At 56.4% G+C, this 15,906-nt stretch carries 15 protein-coding genes; 3 read left to right on the top strand and 12 right to left on the bottom strand.

Annotated elements, in window-relative coordinates:
• Positions 1 to 260: 260 nt before the first annotated feature.
• Entirely contained in the window at positions 261 to 4,148 is a 3,888-nt protein-coding gene (gene purL, locus ABLV78_RS06250) for a phosphoribosylformylglycinamidine synthase (protein WP_047043389.1), read from the bottom strand.
• Between the two features lie 173 nt (positions 4,149 to 4,321).
• On the opposite strand from purL, the gene mltF reads away from it, so the two are divergent.
• The gene (mltF, locus tag ABLV78_RS06245; protein ID WP_047043386.1) at positions 4,322 to 5,941 is read left to right on the top strand and encodes a membrane-bound lytic murein transglycosylase MltF; all 1,620 of its coding nucleotides are present in this window, start codon (positions 4,322 to 4,324) and stop codon (positions 5,939 to 5,941) included.
• Here the strand turns inward: mltF and tadA are convergent.
• Positions 5,938 to 6,441 carry a tRNA adenosine(34) deaminase TadA gene (gene tadA, locus ABLV78_RS06240; RefSeq protein ID WP_045392764.1) on the bottom strand — a complete coding sequence of 168 codons (504 nt, stop codon included), beginning with the start codon at positions 6,439 to 6,441 and terminating at the stop codon, positions 5,938 to 5,940. The two genes, mltF and tadA, sit on opposite strands and share 4 nt — an antisense overlap.
• Before the next feature lie 79 nt (positions 6,442 to 6,520).
• Positions 6,521 to 7,132 carry a phosphatidylglycerophosphatase C gene (gene yfhb / locus ABLV78_RS06235; RefSeq protein ID WP_213293137.1) on the bottom strand — a complete coding sequence of 204 codons (612 nt, stop codon included), beginning with the start codon at positions 7,130 to 7,132 and terminating at the stop codon, positions 6,521 to 6,523.
• Positions 7,133 to 7,370: 238 nt separating this feature from the next.
• On the opposite strand from yfhb, the gene ABLV78_RS06230 reads away from it, so the two are divergent.
• Positions 7,371 to 8,219 carry a MurR/RpiR family transcriptional regulator gene (locus ABLV78_RS06230; RefSeq protein WP_047043382.1) on the top strand — a complete coding sequence of 283 codons (849 nt, stop codon included), beginning with the start codon at positions 7,371 to 7,373 and terminating at the stop codon, positions 8,217 to 8,219.
• Between the two features lie 34 nt (positions 8,220 to 8,253).
• Here the strand turns inward: ABLV78_RS06230 and nadS are convergent, their stop codons facing one another.
• Together nadS and ABLV78_RS06220 are read right to left on the bottom strand one after the other, a co-directional pair.
• Positions 8,254 to 8,550, bottom strand: coding sequence for a NadS family protein (gene nadS, locus ABLV78_RS06225; protein ID WP_045392770.1), 297 nt, complete (start codon positions 8,548 to 8,550; stop codon positions 8,254 to 8,256).
• 66 nt (positions 8,551 to 8,616) lie between these two features.
• A complete protein-coding gene (locus tag ABLV78_RS06220; RefSeq protein WP_045392772.1) occupies positions 8,617 to 8,934 on the bottom strand; it encodes a type II toxin-antitoxin system RelE/ParE family toxin in 318 nt (105 codons plus the stop codon).
• Between the two features lie 203 nt (positions 8,935 to 9,137).
• On the opposite strand from ABLV78_RS06220, the gene ABLV78_RS06215 reads away from it, so the two are divergent.
• Positions 9,138 to 9,398, top strand: a complete 261-nt coding sequence (locus ABLV78_RS06215; protein WP_047043379.1) for a YfhL family 4Fe-4S dicluster ferredoxin — start codon at positions 9,138 to 9,140, stop codon at positions 9,396 to 9,398.
• An 8-nt stretch (positions 9,399 to 9,406) separates the two neighbouring features.
• Here the strand turns inward: ABLV78_RS06215 and acpS are convergent, their stop codons facing one another.
• From acpS to lepA, 7 genes are all read right to left on the bottom strand, one after another.
• The gene (acpS, locus tag ABLV78_RS06210) at positions 9,407 to 9,787 is read right to left on the bottom strand and encodes a holo-ACP synthase (RefSeq protein ID WP_045392774.1); all 381 of its coding nucleotides are present in this window, start codon (positions 9,785 to 9,787) and stop codon (positions 9,407 to 9,409) included.
• Complete coding sequence (gene pdxJ, locus ABLV78_RS06205; protein ID WP_032715172.1) at positions 9,787 to 10,518, bottom strand: pyridoxine 5'-phosphate synthase; 732 nt, start codon at positions 10,516 to 10,518, stop codon at positions 9,787 to 9,789. Before pdxJ ends, acpS begins: the two co-directional genes overlap by 1 nt.
• Positions 10,519 to 10,529: 11 nt before the next feature.
• A complete protein-coding gene (gene recO, locus ABLV78_RS06200) occupies positions 10,530 to 11,267 on the bottom strand; it encodes a DNA repair protein RecO (protein WP_015370291.1) in 738 nt (245 codons plus the stop codon).
• Positions 11,268 to 11,278: 11 nt separating this feature from the next.
• Complete coding sequence (gene era / locus ABLV78_RS06195; RefSeq protein WP_015370290.1) at positions 11,279 to 12,184, bottom strand: GTPase Era; 906 nt, start codon at positions 12,182 to 12,184, stop codon at positions 11,279 to 11,281.
• Entirely contained in the window at positions 12,181 to 12,861 is a 681-nt protein-coding gene (gene rnc, locus ABLV78_RS06190) for a ribonuclease III (RefSeq protein ID WP_020078171.1), read from the bottom strand. Before rnc ends, era begins: the two co-directional genes overlap by 4 nt.
• Positions 12,862 to 13,114: 253 nt before the next feature.
• Complete coding sequence (gene lepB, locus ABLV78_RS06185; protein WP_045392778.1) at positions 13,115 to 14,089, bottom strand: signal peptidase I; 975 nt, start codon at positions 14,087 to 14,089, stop codon at positions 13,115 to 13,117.
• Positions 14,090 to 14,103: 14 nt separating this feature from the next.
• Positions 14,104 to 15,903 (bottom strand): translation elongation factor 4, encoded by a 1,800-nt coding sequence (gene lepA / locus ABLV78_RS06180; RefSeq protein WP_008803765.1) that lies wholly within the window; start codon positions 15,901 to 15,903, stop codon positions 14,104 to 14,106.
• Positions 15,904 to 15,906 lie beyond the last annotated feature (3 nt).

Genomic DNA, 15,906 nt, shown 5'->3' with positions numbered 1-15,906 from the left:
TGATATATAAAGAATTACATGTAATTCCGCTTCAAAAGCCTATCGCACAACATTCGGCCTTTGTGTCGCTAATTAGCAACACCAAATAAGCATATATATAGAATCTTTTAAAATCAGTGTGTTAAGTGTCGCCTTTTGGAGACACCCCAAAACCGCGTTTGTCGGTAATTCCCGACACCGTCACGCGGCCCCGATCACAAATAAAAAAGCCCCCTGATGACCAGGGGGCTCATTATCAACAACGCGTTACGTAAACGGTATTAACCCAGTTGCTTACGCGCGTTGCGGAAGATGCGCATCCATGGGCTGTCTTCACCCCAGTTTTCCGGGTGCCAGGAGTTGCTGACGGTACGGAATACGCGTTCTGGGTGCGGCATCATGATCGTCGCGCGACCGCTTTCGCTGGTCACTGCGGTAATGCCGTTCACCGAGCCGTTCGGGTTCGCCGGATAGGTTTGCGTCACTTTGCCGAAGTTATCGACGAAGCGCAGCGCCACCAGGCCTTTGCTTTCAAGCTGAGCCAGATGCGCGCTATCACGAACTTCCACCTGCCCTTCGCCGTGCGAAACGGCAATCGGCATCATCGAACCGGCCATCCCCTGCAACAGCAGCGATGGGCTTTGGGTAACTTCAACCAGGCTGAAACGCGCTTCAAAGCGGTCAGAGTGGTTGCGTACGAAGCGCGGCCACAGGTCGCTGCCAGGGATCAGTTCACGCAGATTGGACATCATCTGACAACCGTTACACACGCCCAGCGCCAGCGTCTGCGGGCGGTGGAAGAAAGTGGCGAACTCATCGCGTACGCGTTCGTTGAACAGAATCGATTTCGCCCAACCTTCGCCTGCCCCCAGTACGTCACCGTAGGAGAAGCCGCCGCAGGCCACCAGCGCATGGAAGTCGCCAAGACCGGTACGACCCGCCAGCAGATCGCTCATATGCACATCGATGGCGTCGAAGCCGGCGCGATGGAAAGCGGCGGCCATTTCAACATGGGAGTTAACCCCCTGCTCGCGCAGCACGGCCACTTTCGGGCGCGCGCCGGTCGCAATAAACGGTGCGGCAACATCTTCATTGATATCAAACGACAGCTTAACGTTAAGACCCGGGTCGCTATCGTTAGACTTCGCCTGGTGCTCCTGATCGGCGCACTCCGGATTATCGCGCAGACGCTGCATCTGCCAGGTGGTTTCCGCCCACCACATACGCAGCGTGGTGCGGCTTTCGCTGAACAGCGGCTGACCGTCGGCGGTGATAACAAAACGATCCCCCGCCGTCGCCTGGCCTAAGTAGTGCACGCAATCTGCCAGACCATTCATCGCCAGCAGCGCTTCTACCGCTTCGCAATCCGCGGCGCGAACCTGAATCACCGCGCCCAATTCTTCGTTGAACAACGCAGCCAGACGGTCGTCGCCCAGCGCGGCGATATCGGCAGTTACGCCGCAGTGACCGGCAAAAGCCATTTCCGCCAGCGTCACTAACAAGCCGCCATCGGAGCGGTCGTGGTAAGCCAGCAGCTTACGCTGCGCCACCAGCGCCTGCATCGCGTCCCAGAAGCCTTTCAGCTGCGCGACATCACGCACGTCGGCCGGCTGGTCGCCTAGCTGACGATAGACCTGCGCCAGCGCGGTGGCGCCCAGCGCGTTACGCCCTTTGCCGAGATCGATCAGCAGCAGGGCGTTGTCTTCCGTAGAGAGCTGCGGGGTCACGGTGCCGCGCACGTCTTCAACGCGGGCAAACGCGGAGATAACCAGCGACAGCGGCGAGGTCATTTCGCGCTGCTCGCTGCCTTCCTGCCAGCGGGTTTTCATCGACATTGAGTCTTTGCCCACCGGGATAGTCAGGCCCAGCGCCGGACAGAGTTCTTCACCGACCGCTTTTACTGCTTCATACAGACCGGCGTCTTCACCCGGGTGACCGGCTGCCGCCATCCAGTTTGCCGACAGTTTGACGCGGTTGAGTTCGCCAATCTGCGTAGCGGCGATGTTTGTCAACGCCTCGCCGACCGCCAGACGGGCTGAGGCGGCAAAGTCGAGCAGCGCAACCGGCGCGCGTTCGCCCATCGCCATCGCTTCGCCGTAGTAGCTATCGAGGCTGGCAGTGGTCACCGCGCAGTTAGCGACCGGGATCTGCCACGGTCCTACCATCTGATCGCGCGCTACCATACCGGTCACGGTGCGGTCGCCGATGGTCACGAGGAAGGTTTTCTCGGCCACCGTCGGCAGATGCAGCACGCGGTTAACCGCATCGGCAATCGTCATTGGTTGACGATCCAGCTCACTGCCCTGCGCTTTCAGCGTTTGCACGTCACGCGTCATTTTCGGCGTTTTGCCGAGCAGGACGTCCAGCGGCAGGTCGATCGGCCGATCGTTAAAGTGGCTGTCGCTCAGGCTAAGGTGTTGCTCCGCCGTGGCTTCGCCGATCACCGCGTAAGGCGCGCGCTCGCGGCGGCACAGCTCTTCAAACAGCGGCAGCTGTTCCGGCGCGACCGCCAGAACATAACGTTCCTGGGATTCGTTACACCAGATCTCCAGCGGACTCATTCCCGGCTCATCGCTGAGGATATCGCGCAGCTGGAAATTCCCGCCGCGGCCGCCATCGCTCACCAGCTCCGGCATGGCGTTAGAGAGACCGCCCGCGCCAACGTCGTGGATAAACAGAATCGGGTTCGCATCGCCCAGCTGCCAGCAGCGGTCGATCACTTCCTGACAGCGGCGCTCCATTTCCGGGTTGTCGCGCTGTACGGAGGCAAAATCCAGATCGGCATCAGACTGGCCGGAAGCCATGGATGACGCCGCGCCGCCGCCGAGACCGATGTTCATCGCCGGGCCACCCAGCACGATAAGCTTGGCGCCAACGGTGATTTCGCCCTTCTGGACGTGCTCGCCGCGGATGTTGCCAATACCGCCCGCCAGCATGATCGGTTTGTGATAGCCGCGCAGCTCTTCGCCATTGTGGCTGGTCACTTTCTCTTCATAGGTACGGAAATAGCCATTCAGCGCCGGACGACCAAATTCGTTGTTAAACGCCGCGCCGCCCAGCGGGCCTTCGGTCATGATATCCAGCGCGGTCACGATACGCTCAGGTTTACCGAAATCCTCTTCCCACGGCTGCTCAAAGCCCGGAATACGCAGGTTAGAAACCGAGAAGCCGACCAGGCCCGCTTTCGGCTTCGCGCCGCGTCCGGTTGCGCCTTCGTCGCGGATCTCGCCGCCGGAACCGGTCGCGGCCCCTGGCCACGGCGAAATTGCCGTCGGGTGGTTGTGGGTTTCAACTTTCATCAGAATGTGCGCCGGCTCCTGATGGAAGTCATAGCGCCCGGTCTGATAGTCGGCGAAATAGCGGCCGACTTCGGAACCTTCCATTACCGCGGCGTTGTCTTTATAGGCAGACAGCACATATTCCGGGTTTTTCTCGAAGGTGTTTTTGATCATTTTAAACAGCGACTTCGGCTGTTTTTGGCCGTCGATAATCCAGTCGGCGTTAAAAATTTTGTGGCGGCAATGTTCCGAGTTGGCCTGCGCGAACATATACAGCTCGATGTCGTTCGGATTGCGGCCAAGTTTAACGAATGCGTCCTGCAGGTAGTCGATTTCGTCATCGGCCAGCGCCAGCCCCAGACGGAGGTTGGCGTCAATCAGCGCCTGACGTCCCTGGCCCAGCAGGTCTACGCTGGTCACTGGCGTCGGCTGATGGTGAACAAACAGCTTCTCTCCCTCTTCCAGCTCAGTGAAAACGCTCTCCATCATGCGATCGTGCAGTTCCGCCGCAACGGCGTCCCACTGCGCATCGCTCAGACCCTGTGCTTCAACGTAGTACGCCACGCCGCGCTCCAGCCGCACGACCTGCGATAAACCGCAGTTATGGGCGATGTCGGTAGCTTTGGAGGACCAGGGAGAGATAGTGCCGGGGCGAGGGGTGACGAGCAGTAATTTACCGGTTGGCGTATGGCTGCTGAGGCTTGGGCCATATTTGAGCAGTCTGACCAGTCTTTCGCGCTCCTCATCGCTTAGCGGGGCGCTCAGGTCGGCAAAGTGAACATACTCCGCGTATAAGGTGCTAACCGGCAGGTTGGCCGCCTGAAAACGTGCCAGCAGTTTGTTGATACGGAATGCCGACAGTGCAGGTGAACCACGCAAAATATCCATCATAAGTCTCTCGTCTTCGAAGCTTTCAAGGTGAGCCAGGGGGAAACGGCGGCCATTATAGAGAATCCTGAGCCCCGACGAAACCGTTTGCGTAGAAATAAAATGATTCATCAGTTTTATCAATAAATGTGACATGAATCGCGAATAAGTTGCCAACTGGCGCATTCTTAAGCAAAATGCCGCTCAACTTACGGCAACCTTTTACTTTTTCCGGATATACCCAGCTGAGGAACTCCACGCTGCAGAAAATTAACTATTTGAAAAAATTAAAGATTAATTATCTGCTGATCGGCGTCGTCACCCTTTTGTTGGCGGCGGCGCTGTGGCCGTCTTTGCCGTGGATGGGAAAACCGGAGAACCGCGTGGCCGGGATCATTGCCCGCGGCGAACTGCGCGTGAGTACCATTAACTCGCCGCTGACCTATGCCGCCATCAACAACAAAGACTACGGTCTCGATTACGAGCTGGCGAAACGCTTCGCCGATTACCTTGGGGTGAAGCTGAAAGTCACCGTGCGGCAGAATATCAGCCAGTTGTTCGACGATCTCGATGCCGGTAAAACCGATATGCTGGCCGCCGGGCTGGTCTATAACACCGAGCGGGTGAAGAACTATCAGGCAGGCCCTACCTATTATTCCGTTTCGCAGCAGTTGGTCTATCGCGTTGGCGGTAATCGCCCGCGCACGCTGGCCGGGATTAACGCCGAACAGCTCGCCATCGCCCCAGGCCACGTCGCCCTTAACGACCTGCAGGCGCTGAAGGAGAGCAAATATCCGGACCTCAACTGGCGCGTCGATGAAAAACGCGGCACCACCGCCCTGATGCAGGCGGTCATCGACGGTACGCTGGAATATACCGTCGCCGATTCCGTCGCCGTCAGCCTGTTCCAGCGCGTGCATCCGGAGCTGGCTGTGGCGCTCGATATCAGCGATGAACAGCCGGTCACCTGGTTTAGCGAAAAAAGCGAAGACAATTCATTATCGGCAGCCATGCTCGATTTCTTTAATAGTATGAACGAAGACGGCACTCTCGCCCGCCTGGAAGAGAAGTATCTCGGCCACGGCAACGACTTCGACTATGTTGATACCCGCACCTTCCTGCGCGCGGTGCAAAATACGCTGCCGGATCTGAAGCCGCTGTTTGAGAAATACGCCCGGCAGATCGACTGGCGACTGCTGGCGGCGATTGCCTGGCAGGAGTCGCACTGGGACCCGCAGGCCACCTCGCCGACCGGGGTGCGCGGCATGATGATGCTAACCCGCAATACCGCCCAAAGTTTAGGTTTGACCGACCGTACCGATGCCGAACAGAGCCTAGACGGCGGTATGCGCTATCTGCAGGATATGATGGCCAAAGTGCCGGACTCGATCCCGAAAGAGGAGCGGATCTGGTTTGCGCTGGCGGCTTATAACATGGGCTACGCGCATATGCTTGACGCGATGGCGCTGACTAAAAAACAAAAAGGCAACCCGAACAGCTGGTCCGACGTTAAGCAGCGTCTGCCATTGCTGAGCCAGAAGCCCTACTACAGCCGCTTAAAATATGGCTACGCCCGCGGCCATGAGGCCTACGCCTACGTGGAAAATATTCGTAAGTACCATATCAGCCTGGTTGGATATTTGTCTGAACAGGAAAGGAAAGCGGCGCAGGAGATGGCGATTGCTGAAGATTATCCAGCCGTCACGCCGGAAGAACTCGATGGCGAGCATAAAGAGTATGCGATGCCCTTCTTTAGATTCCGCGGCGAAAAGCTTGTCGACAACGTTAAACTAAAGTTGCCGACAGCAGGACGTTAGCCCTCGTCCTGCCGCGCTCTTTTCAACGCTTTTTTCTCTTCCCGCCGCCAGCGGAAGAAATCGCTCAGCATCGTGGAGCAAGACTCAGCCAGAATTCCCTCGGTAATTTCAACGCGGTGGTTCATCCCCGGATGATGCAGCACATCGATTAACGACCCGGCCGCGCCGGTTTTAGCATCGCGGGCGCCGAACACCAGCCGCGAGATGCGACTATGCACCATCGCCCCGGCGCACATCACACAGGGCTCCAGCGTGACGTACAGCGTGGCATCAATTAAACGATAGTTCTGCAGAACCAGTCCACCCTGACGCAGCGCCATTATTTCGGCATGGGCTGTGGGGTCGTGACGGCCAATCGGCCGGTTCCATCCCTCGCCGATGACCTGATTGTTATGCACCAGCACAGCGCCCACCGGCACCTCGCCCTCTTCCCAGGCGCGTTTCGCCAACGTCAGCGCATGGCGCATCCAGTATTCATCGTTAAATTCGTGGTCAGACACAGCGGCACTCCTGCAGAAAAAGCGGGGCGCATTATACATGGGCGCTATATATCACCCAAATAATTCGCCAGCAGCGGAATTATTCGAGCTGCTGGAGATCGCCCTGCGGCGTGACCCGCCAGCGGTGCTGGCAAAAACAGAGTAGCGGGTTATCCTGCTCGCTATCGCTATAGCCGCTGTATAAACGTAGCGGCGCGCCGATCCGCTGTTCCAGCTGCGCTACTTTCTCATGGCCCAGGCAACGCAGCGTCAGCACCCAGCCGCCGCGACGACGGCTCATGCGGCTGGCGATAAGTTTTACGCGCGGCAGCCAAAGCGTATCGGCATAGACCTGTTCCACCAGCGACTGCGGTGAGCCGGTAATCAGCCAGACGTCGGCATCAGTACTGGTTAAATAGTCGTTTAGCCGGCCCTGCACCACCGGAAAGGCGGTCACGTGCTGGCGAAACCAGCTAACGAACGCCGCCTCCAGACGCTTAAGATGGCTTTCACGCCGCCCGCAGGTAGCAGCCCACAGCAGCAGGCTCATCGGCCAGCGCGCCGCGCGACCGTTAACCAACAGCCCCAGCAGTACTACTGGCGACAAGGCCGCCACTGCCAGCACGTTGAGCGGCTGACGACGTAAAAGATAACGAATAAAGCTGCCGAACATATCCTGCTGGTGCAATGTGCCATCAAGATCGAAAAACACGACTCGTCGCGCGTTACTGTTCAAACCGAACTCCTTTCTGGTACGGATTTTCCTGGCGATGTCGATAGCTTAACAGGCTTGCCGCGACGAGCGCGAAATTGTCTGCCGTGGTTGAGGTAAGATTCAGAATCTGACCCGTTCGCATAATTCTTCACAGCAGAATTTTTAATTCGTATTATTCCACTTATAATCGAATACAAAATTCTTTTCGCCGCTAACGCCCTCCTTCGGAGAAGCCATGAACTGTTTAATCCGCATCCGCCAACGTTACCCGTCGCTGGCGGCGAGCGACAAAAAACTTGCTGACTTTATTCTGGCTCAGCCGGATCAAACCCGCCATCTCAGCTCGCAGCAGCTGGCGGGCGAAGCGGGAGTCAGCCAGTCCAGCGTGGTGAAGTTCGCGCAGAAAATGGGATTCAAAGGCTTTCCGGCATTAAAACTGGCGCTCAGCGAAGCGCTGGCCAGCAGTCCGGACCCGCACTCGGTGCCGGTACACAACCAAATCCGCGGCGACGATCCGCTGCGTCTGGTGGGCGAAAAGTTGATCAAAGATAACATCGCGGCGATGCACGCCTCGCTGGACGTCAACAGCGAAGAGAAACTCCTGGAGGCGGTGACTCTGCTGCGCGATGCTCGCCGGGTAATCATTACCGGTATCGGCGCCTCCGGGCTGGTGGCGCGCAATTTTAGCTGGAAGTTAATGAAAATTGGCATCAACGCCGTCGCCGAGCAGGATATGCATGCGCTGCTGGCAACGGTGCAGGCGATGTCGGCGGACGATCTGCTGCTGGCTATCTCCTATTCCGGCGAACGCCGCGAGATCAATATGGCGGCTGCTGAAGCGCTACGCGTTGGCAGCAAGATCCTCGCGATCACCGGGTTTACTCCCAACGCCTTGCAGCAGCAGGCTTCGCAGTGTCTCTACACTATTGCTGAAGAGCAGGCGACGCGCAGCGCGGCGATCTCCTCCACCAGCGCGCAAATGATGCTCACCGATCTCCTCTTTATGGCGCTGGTGCAGCAAGATCTCGAACACGCGCCGGAACGGATACGCCATAGCGAAGCGCTGGTGAAAAAGCTGGTCTGAGTAGAAAATGGGCATCTGGCGATGCCCACAAACATTAGATTGTTTTGAGCTGATTGATAATAAAAGGATTGAGCTGTAATAAAAGCAGCAATTTTCGCGGCGCCCCGGTTGGCTGACGCCGTTTAGTTTCCCAGCTTTTAACTAAGTCATAGCTAACGCCTACGGCGAGAGCAAAATCCTGCTGTTTTAACCCCGTCGCTTCGCGAATAGCTTTCACATCGATCGGGCTAAAAGTGTGAACATGCTGCGGCTCAGGGGTTTGCTCACCTTTTTCAATTCTCACCATTTCTTCTGCACTGGCCAGCAGATCGGCAAATAATTCGTCTTTCATCTGTACCTCATCGCCCTCGTGGGCACCACTGACAACGTGGTCCCGTGGAGTGATAGAAACTCAGCGTTATTCCAGCATAGCGGATAACTGTTTCAGCATCTTCTTTTGTTCTTCCGTTAAATCATCCAGCTCATTTTTGGGATAGACCAATGCCAGGTAAATTCGCCCTTTACGCGTCACATTGTAATAAATAATTCTCACCCCGCCACGCTTGCCCATCCCCGGTCGGCTCCAGCGAATTTTTCGAAATCCCCCTGTCCCTGCGATGGTATCGCCAGCCTCAGGATCCTCAATCAACACCTCCTGAAAAACGCGAAACTCGTCATCCGGTAGAAGCGCCTGACGCCGTTTACTGAAACCCTGCAGCTCAATAAAAGTGTACATACCGCATCCTGCGTATCATGATTATAAAATCATCATAAGTGTACGGGGTACAACAAGCAAGTTAATAAATGTACCAGGTACATATTCAGGCTCAACGGGGTTATAAATATAGACGCTAGCGAAGCGCTGGTGAAAAAGCTGGTCTGAGTAGAAAATGGGCGTATAATGCCCGCCCTGTTTGTGTTGTTTCTGAGATTTTCCTGATGGCGCTGTTAATCACCAAAAAATGCATCAATTGCGATATGTGCGAGCCGGAGTGCCCGAATGAGGCCATTTCGATGGGCGATAGCATTTATGAGATTAACAGCGACCGCTGCACCGAGTGTGTGGGTCACTACGACACGCCAACCTGCCAGAAAGTGTGCCCGATCCCGAATACTATTCTCAAAGATCCGGCGCACGTCGAGAATGAAGAACAGTTGTGGGATAAATTCGTGCTCATGCATCACGCGGATAAGCTTTAACCGCGGGTTTAGCTTTCGACGATCACCGTGGCGCAGGCATAGTGGCGTTCATCGGCGAGAGTGACGTGAATAACGCTTACCCCCATCCGTTCAGCCAATAGCTTTGCTTCGCCCCATAGCCGCAGTTTCGGCTTGCCTAATTCATCGTTGAAAACTTCGAACTGATTAAACGCCAGGCCGTTGCGAATACCGGTTCCGAGCGCTTTCGCCGCCGCTTCTTTGACCGCAAAGCGTTTTGCCAGAAAACGCACCGGCTGCTGATGCTGCTCCCAAATGCTCCATTCGTGATCGCTCAGCACCCGGCGAGCCAGGCGATCGCCGCTACGGGCGATCACCGCTTCGATGCGGGCGATTTCGACGATGTCGGTACCCAGCCCGAGAATCGCCATTAGCCGCGCGCTTCCAGCATCAGGCGTTTCATTTCCGCGACAGCCTCTTTCAGACCGCTCATCACTGCGCGACCAATAATGGCATGGCCGATATTCAGTTCGTGCATTTCCGGCAAGGCGGCAATGGCTTTCACGTTGTGATAGGTCAGACCGTGACCGGCGTTCACCTTCAGTCCAAGGCTGGCGGCATAGGTCGCCGCTTTGGCGATACGCTCAAGCTCTTTAGCCTGTTCGGCATCGGTTTTGGCATCGGCGTAGCAGCCGGTGTGGATTTCAATATACGGCGCGCCCACGTCGGCAGCCGCTTTGATCTGCTCATCATCGGCGTCAATAAACAGGGAGACCAGAATACCGGCATCCGCCAGGCGCTTACAGGCGTCGCGCATCTTATCGCGCTGCCCGGCAACATCCAGTCCACCCTCGGTGGTCACTTCCTGACGCTTCTCCGGCACCAGACAGCAGAAGTGCGGTTTTGTCTCGCAGGCAATCGCCAGCATCTCTTCGGTAACCGCCATTTCGAGATTCATTCGGGTATGCAACGTCTGGCGCAGGATGCGCACGTCACGATCGGTGATATGGCGGCGGTCTTCGCGCAGGTGCACGGTAATACCATCGGCGCCGGCCTGTTCTGCAATAAAAGCCGCCTGCACCGGATCCGGATAAGCGGTACCGCGCGCGTTACGCAATGTCGCAATGTGGTCAATATTGACCCCTAACAGTAATTCAGCCATGACAATCCTCGTTAATCATTATTCGTATTATCGGCTCGCGCCTTTCGCGCGGGCATAAACTGGCGAAACAATTCCCGGCTCTTGAGCGGTTTCCCTCCAAGATACGGCTTCAGGGCGATGCGGGTAAAGCGCTTCGCGGCGCGCAGCGTATCTACATCCGGAAACTCGCGGCTAGCCAACGCTTTCAAATGGTGCCCGGTAAACGTGCTGTTATCAATCACCAGGCTGGCGATAAAGCCTTTTTCTTCGCGATAGCGGTAGGTCATGGTGTCATCCACCGGGTCGCCGCTGCCGGCACAGTGGAGGAAATCCACGCCATAGCCCAGGTGCCCGAGCAGCGCCAGCTCAAAGCGCCGCAGCGCGGGCTCCGGCGAACCGCTGGCCCCGGCAAGCGCCTGGATGCAGTGCAGGTAGTCGAAAAAGAGTTCGGAGAAGCGCGTTTCGTGCTCAAGCACGCGGGAGATGAGCTCGTTTACGTAAAGACCGCTGTAGAGCGTGATGCCGCTAAGCGGCAGCGCCAGCGAGACGGCTTCCGCGCTGCGAAGGGTTTTGACTTCGCCGCGGCCGCCGAAACGAACCAGTAAGGGGGTGAAGGGCTGTAAAGCGCCCTTGAGATTAGAGCGTTTGGAGCGTGCGCCTTTGGCAACCAGGCGCACGCGACCGGACTCTTCCGTGAAGACGTCCAGCATCAGACTGGTTTCGCTCCACGGTCGGCTATGCAGGACAAAGGCGCGCTGCCATCCATCCACGTTGCGTTAACTCAGAGGTCGTCAACGTAACCGAGACTGCGCAGCGCGCGCTCGTCATCGGCCCAGCCGGATTTCACTTTGACCCACAGTTCGAGGTGCACAGGCGCTTCAAACATCTCTTGCATGTCTTTACGCGCTTCGATGCCGATGGTTTTGATTTTGGCGCCTTTGTTGCCAATTACCATCTTCTTCTGCCCTTCACGCTCGACGAGGATCAGGCCGTTGATGTCGTAGCCGCCGCGTTCATTGCTCACGAAACGTTCAATTTCGACGGTCACGGAGTACGGCAGTTCAGCGCCCAGGAAACGCATCAGCTTTTCGCGGATGATCTCGGAAGCCATGAAACGCTGGGAACGGTCGGTAATGTAATCTTCCGGGAAGTGATGAATCGCTTCCGGCAGATGTTTACGTACGATCGACGCGATAGTATCAACGTTGGTGCCGGTTTCCGCAGAAATCGGCACGATGTCGAGGAAGTTCATCTGGCTGGCAAGGAACTGCAAATGCGGCAGCAGATCCGCTTTTTCCTGCACGTTATCAACTTTGTTGACGGCCAGAATCACCGGCGCGCGCGCATCGCGCAGCTTGTTCAGCACCATCTCGTCATCTTGCGTCCAGCGGGTACCTTCAACGACAAAGATAACCAGTTCCACGTCGCCAATCGAGCTGCTGGCCGCTTTGTTCATTAAGCGGTTAATCGCGCGCTTCTCTTCCATATGCAGGCCCGGGGTATCAACATAAATCGCCTGATACGGCCCTTCGGTATGGATACCGACGATGCGGTGACGGGTAGTCTGCGCTTTACGGGAAGTGATCGAAATCTTCTGCCCAAGCAGCTTGTTCAACAGCGTGGATTTGCCAACGTTTGGACGACCAACGATGGCGACAAATCCGCAATAACTTTTTTCTTCGCTCATTCCAGCTCCAGTTTTTTCAGCGCCTGTTCGGCGGCAGCCTGCTCCGCCTTACGACGGCTGGAACCTGTGCCAACCACCGGTTCACTCAGGCCACTGACCTGGCAGTGGATAGTAAATTCCTGATCGTGCGCTTCGCCGCGAACCTGGACGACCAGGTAGGACGGCAGCGGCAGATGACGCCCCTGCAGATACTCCTGCAGACGAGTCTTCGGATCCTTTTGCTTATCGCCCGGGCTGATTTCATCCAGACGAGTCTGGTACCAGGAGAGGATTAAGCGTTCAACATTTTGAATATCGCTGTCGAGGAAAACCCCGCCGATTAAGGCTTCTACGGTGTCAGCCAGAATCGATTCGCGACGAAAACCGCCGCTCTTCAGCTCGCCAGGCCCAAGGCGCAGGCACTCGCCCAGTTCAAATTCGCGGGCGATTTCCGCCAGCGTATTGCCTCGCACCAGCGTCGCGCGCATACGGCTCATATCCCCTTCGTCTACCCGCGGGAAACGATGATAGAGCGCATTGGCGATCACGAAACTTAAAATAGAGTCGCCTAAAAACTCGAGACGCTCGTTGTGTTTGCTGCTGGCACTGCGGTGAGTTAATGCCTGTTGCAACAGCTCCTGATGAACAAAAGTGTAGCCCAGCTTTCGTTGAAGCCGATTAATTACGATGGGGTTCATGCGTTACCAATAAATGAATGCGTCAAAGATGCAGCACACGAAACCGACCTGAGCATACATACCCTTGATATATAAGGGCAGAAACTAACCAACGCGGTTTCGTGTGCAGTGTCACTCTTTCGAGAGACAACCAAAAACTTCGGGGGGATATTCTATACGCAACGACAAGGGATGTCGTTAGTTTGGATGGATTTAAATACTAAATAATTCGCGCTGCCATTATTGCACCGGCAGCGCGAATTAAGACGAGGAATTAGTGGATGCCGCCGATGCGCGATAAACGTACGCCGGTTGGCCACTCACCTTCCTGTTTTTCGAAGCTCATCCAGATGGCGGTGGCTTTACCCACCAGGTTCGCTTCCGGCACGAAGCCCCAGTAACGGCTGTCGGCGCTGTTGTCGCGGTTGTCACCCATCATGAAGTATTCACCCGGCGGAACGACCCATGTCGCCAGCGGCTGACCGGACTGACGATAGTACATCCCCACCTGATCCTGAGCGATAGGTACCGTCAGAATACGGTGGGTCACTTCGCCCAGCGTCTCTTTGCGCTCGGTCAGACGAATACCGTCGGCTTTGGTTTCGCCTTTTGGCAGCTGCCAGAAACCGCTGGTGGCTTCACCGCCGTTGCGACGGGAGAAGGTCTGAACGAAATCGCTCGGCTCAACGTTTGAGTAGGTGATCGGCAAGGCGCTCCCGCATGCCTGGCCCGACGCGCAGCCAGGCTCAATCGTCACCTGCTTAGCCACCGGATCGTAAGTGACTTTATCCCCCGGCAGACCAACCGCACGCTTGATGTAGTCAAGGCGCGGATCTTCCGGATATTTAAACACCACGATGTCGCCACGCTTCGGATGGCCGGTTTCGATCAGCGTTTTCTGGTAGATCGGATCTTTAATGCCGTAGGCGAATTTCTCCACCAGGATAAAATCGCCAATCAGCAGAGTCGGCATCATCGAACCTGACGGGATCTGGAACGGCTCATAGATAAACGAACGCACAATCAGCACAATCGCCAGCACCGGGAAGATCGAGGCGCCGGTTTCCAGCCAGCCCGGTTTTGGGCCAACCTTCTTCAGCGTTTTCTTGTCCAGCTGATCGCCAGTCGCTGCCTGAGCAGCGGCCTGACGTTCACGACGTTTTGGTGCGAATATGAACTTATCCAGACACCACAACAGCCCTGTCACAAGGGTCGCAATGACCAGAATCAGGGCAAACATGTTCGCCATGCCAACTCCTTAGATTATTTGCCGTCTTTACCAACGTGCAGAATGGCGAGGAACGCTTCCTGCGGCAGTTCAACGTTACCAACCTGTTTCATACGCTTCTTACCTTCTTTCTGCTTCTGCAGCAGCTTTTTCTTACGGCTGACGTCGCCGCCGTAGCATTTCGCCAGGACGTTTTTACGCAGCTGTTTCACGGTAGAGCGCGCGATAATGTGGTTACCAATAGCCGCCTGAATCGCGATATCGAACTGCTGACGCGGGATCAGCTCTTTCATCTTCTCGACCAGCTCGCGGCCACGATACGGCGCGTTGTCGTTGTGCGTAATTAACGCCAGCGCATCGACGCGCTCACCGTTGATCAGCACGTCGACACGCACCATGTTGGAAGCCTGGAAGCGCTTGAAGTTGTAATCCAGCGACGCATAGCCGCGGGAGGTCGACTTCAGACGGTCGAAGAAATCGAGGACCACTTCCGCCATCGGGATTTCATAGGTCAGCGCAACCTGTTTGCCGTGGTAAACCATGTTGGTTTGCACGCCGCGTTTCTCGATACACAAGGTAATCACGTTGCCGAGGAACTCCTGCGGCAGCAGCATGTGACATTCAGCGATCGGCTCACGCAGTTCCTGAATATTATTCAGCGGCGGCAGCTTCGATGGACTATCGACGTAGATAACCTCTTTAGAGGTGGTTTCTACTTCATAGACTACCGTCGGCGCGGTGGTAATCAGATCCAGATCGTATTCACGCTCCAGACGCTCCTGAATGATTTCCATGTGCAGCAGACCGAGGAAGCCGCAGCGGAAGCCAAAGCCCAGCGCCGTTGAGCTTTCCGGCTCGTAGAACAAGGAAGCATCGTTCAGACTCAGTTTACCCAGCGCATCGCGGAAGTTCTCATAGTCATCAGAGCTCACCGGGAACAGACCGGCGTAGACCTGCGGCTTCACTTTTTTGAAGCCCGGCAGCGCTTTATCCGCTGGATTACGCGCCGCGGTCAGGGTATCGCCCACCGGCGCGCCGAGGATGTCTTTAATGGCGCAAACCAGCCAGCCTACCTCGCCGCATTTCAGTTCGGTACGGTCAACCTGTTTCGGGGTGAAGATGCCCAGACGGTCGGCGTTATAGACCTGACCGGTGCTCATCACCTTAATTTTGTCGCCTTTGCGCATGGTGCCGTTTTTAATACGCACCAGCGACACGACGCCTAAATAGTTATCGAACCAGGAGTCGATAATCAGCGCCTGCAGCGGCGCGTCCGGATCGCCTTCCGGCGGCGGAATATCGCGTACCAGACGTTCCAGCACATCCGGCACGCCAACACCAGTTTTCGCCGAGCAGCGAACCGCGTCGTGAGCGTCGATACCGACGATATCTTCAATCTCGTCCGCTACGCGCTCAGGGTCGGCTGCAGGCAGGTCGATCTTGTTAAGAACCGGGACGACTTCGAGGTCCATTTCCATCGCGGTATAGCAGTTCGCCAGAGTCTGGGCTTCTACGCCCTGCCCGGCGTCAACCACCAGCAGCGCGCCTTCGCACGCCGCCAGGGAGCGCGATACTTCATAGGAGAAGTCAACGTGGCCCGGGGTGTCGATAAAGTTGAGCTGATAGGTTTCGCCATCGCTGGCTTTGTAATCCAGGGTGACGCTCTGCGCCTTGATGGTAATGCCACGCTCACGTTCAAGGTCCATGGAGTCCAGAACCTGGGCCGCCATTTCGCGATCAGAAAGGCCACCGCAAATCTGGATGATACGGTCAGACAGCGTCGACTTACCGTGGTCGATGTGAGCGATGATCGAAAAGTTACGTATATTCTTCATATT

The organism is Klebsiella sp. CN_Kp075 (genome assembly GCF_040065055.2).
Lineage (GTDB): Bacteria > Pseudomonadota > Gammaproteobacteria > Enterobacterales > Enterobacteriaceae > Klebsiella > Klebsiella aerogenes.
Note: the sequence above shows the minus strand (reverse complement) of the source record. Positions and strands in the feature narration are given on the sequence as shown.

Coding starts and splice junctions, on each gene's coding strand:
- acpS (WP_045392774.1), bottom strand. CDS start 9,787: ATGGCGATTCTCGGGCTGGGTACCGACATCGTCGAAATCGCCCGCATC.
- lepB (WP_045392778.1), bottom strand. CDS start 14,089: ATGGCGAACATGTTTGCCCTGATTCTGGTCATTGCGACCCTTGTGACA.
- purL (WP_047043389.1), bottom strand. CDS start 4,148: ATGATGGATATTTTGCGTGGTTCACCTGCACTGTCGGCATTCCGTATC.
- ABLV78_RS06230 (WP_047043382.1), top strand. CDS start 7,371: ATGAACTGTTTAATCCGCATCCGCCAACGTTACCCGTCGCTGGCGGCG.
- rnc (WP_020078171.1), bottom strand. CDS start 12,861: ATGAACCCCATCGTAATTAATCGGCTTCAACGAAAGCTGGGCTACACT.
- mltF (WP_047043386.1), top strand. CDS start 4,322: ATGCCGCTCAACTTACGGCAACCTTTTACTTTTTCCGGATATACCCAG.
- nadS (WP_045392770.1), bottom strand. CDS start 8,550: ATGAAAGACGAATTATTTGCCGATCTGCTGGCCAGTGCAGAAGAAATG.
- ABLV78_RS06220 (WP_045392772.1), bottom strand. CDS start 8,934: ATGTACACTTTTATTGAGCTGCAGGGTTTCAGTAAACGGCGTCAGGCG.
- ABLV78_RS06215 (WP_047043379.1), top strand. CDS start 9,138: ATGGCGCTGTTAATCACCAAAAAATGCATCAATTGCGATATGTGCGAG.
- era (WP_015370290.1), bottom strand. CDS start 12,184: ATGAGCGAAGAAAAAAGTTATTGCGGATTTGTCGCCATCGTTGGTCGT.
- lepA (WP_008803765.1), bottom strand. CDS start 15,903: ATGAAGAATATACGTAACTTTTCGATCATCGCTCACATCGACCACGGT.
- pdxJ (WP_032715172.1), bottom strand. CDS start 10,518: ATGGCTGAATTACTGTTAGGGGTCAATATTGACCACATTGCGACATTG.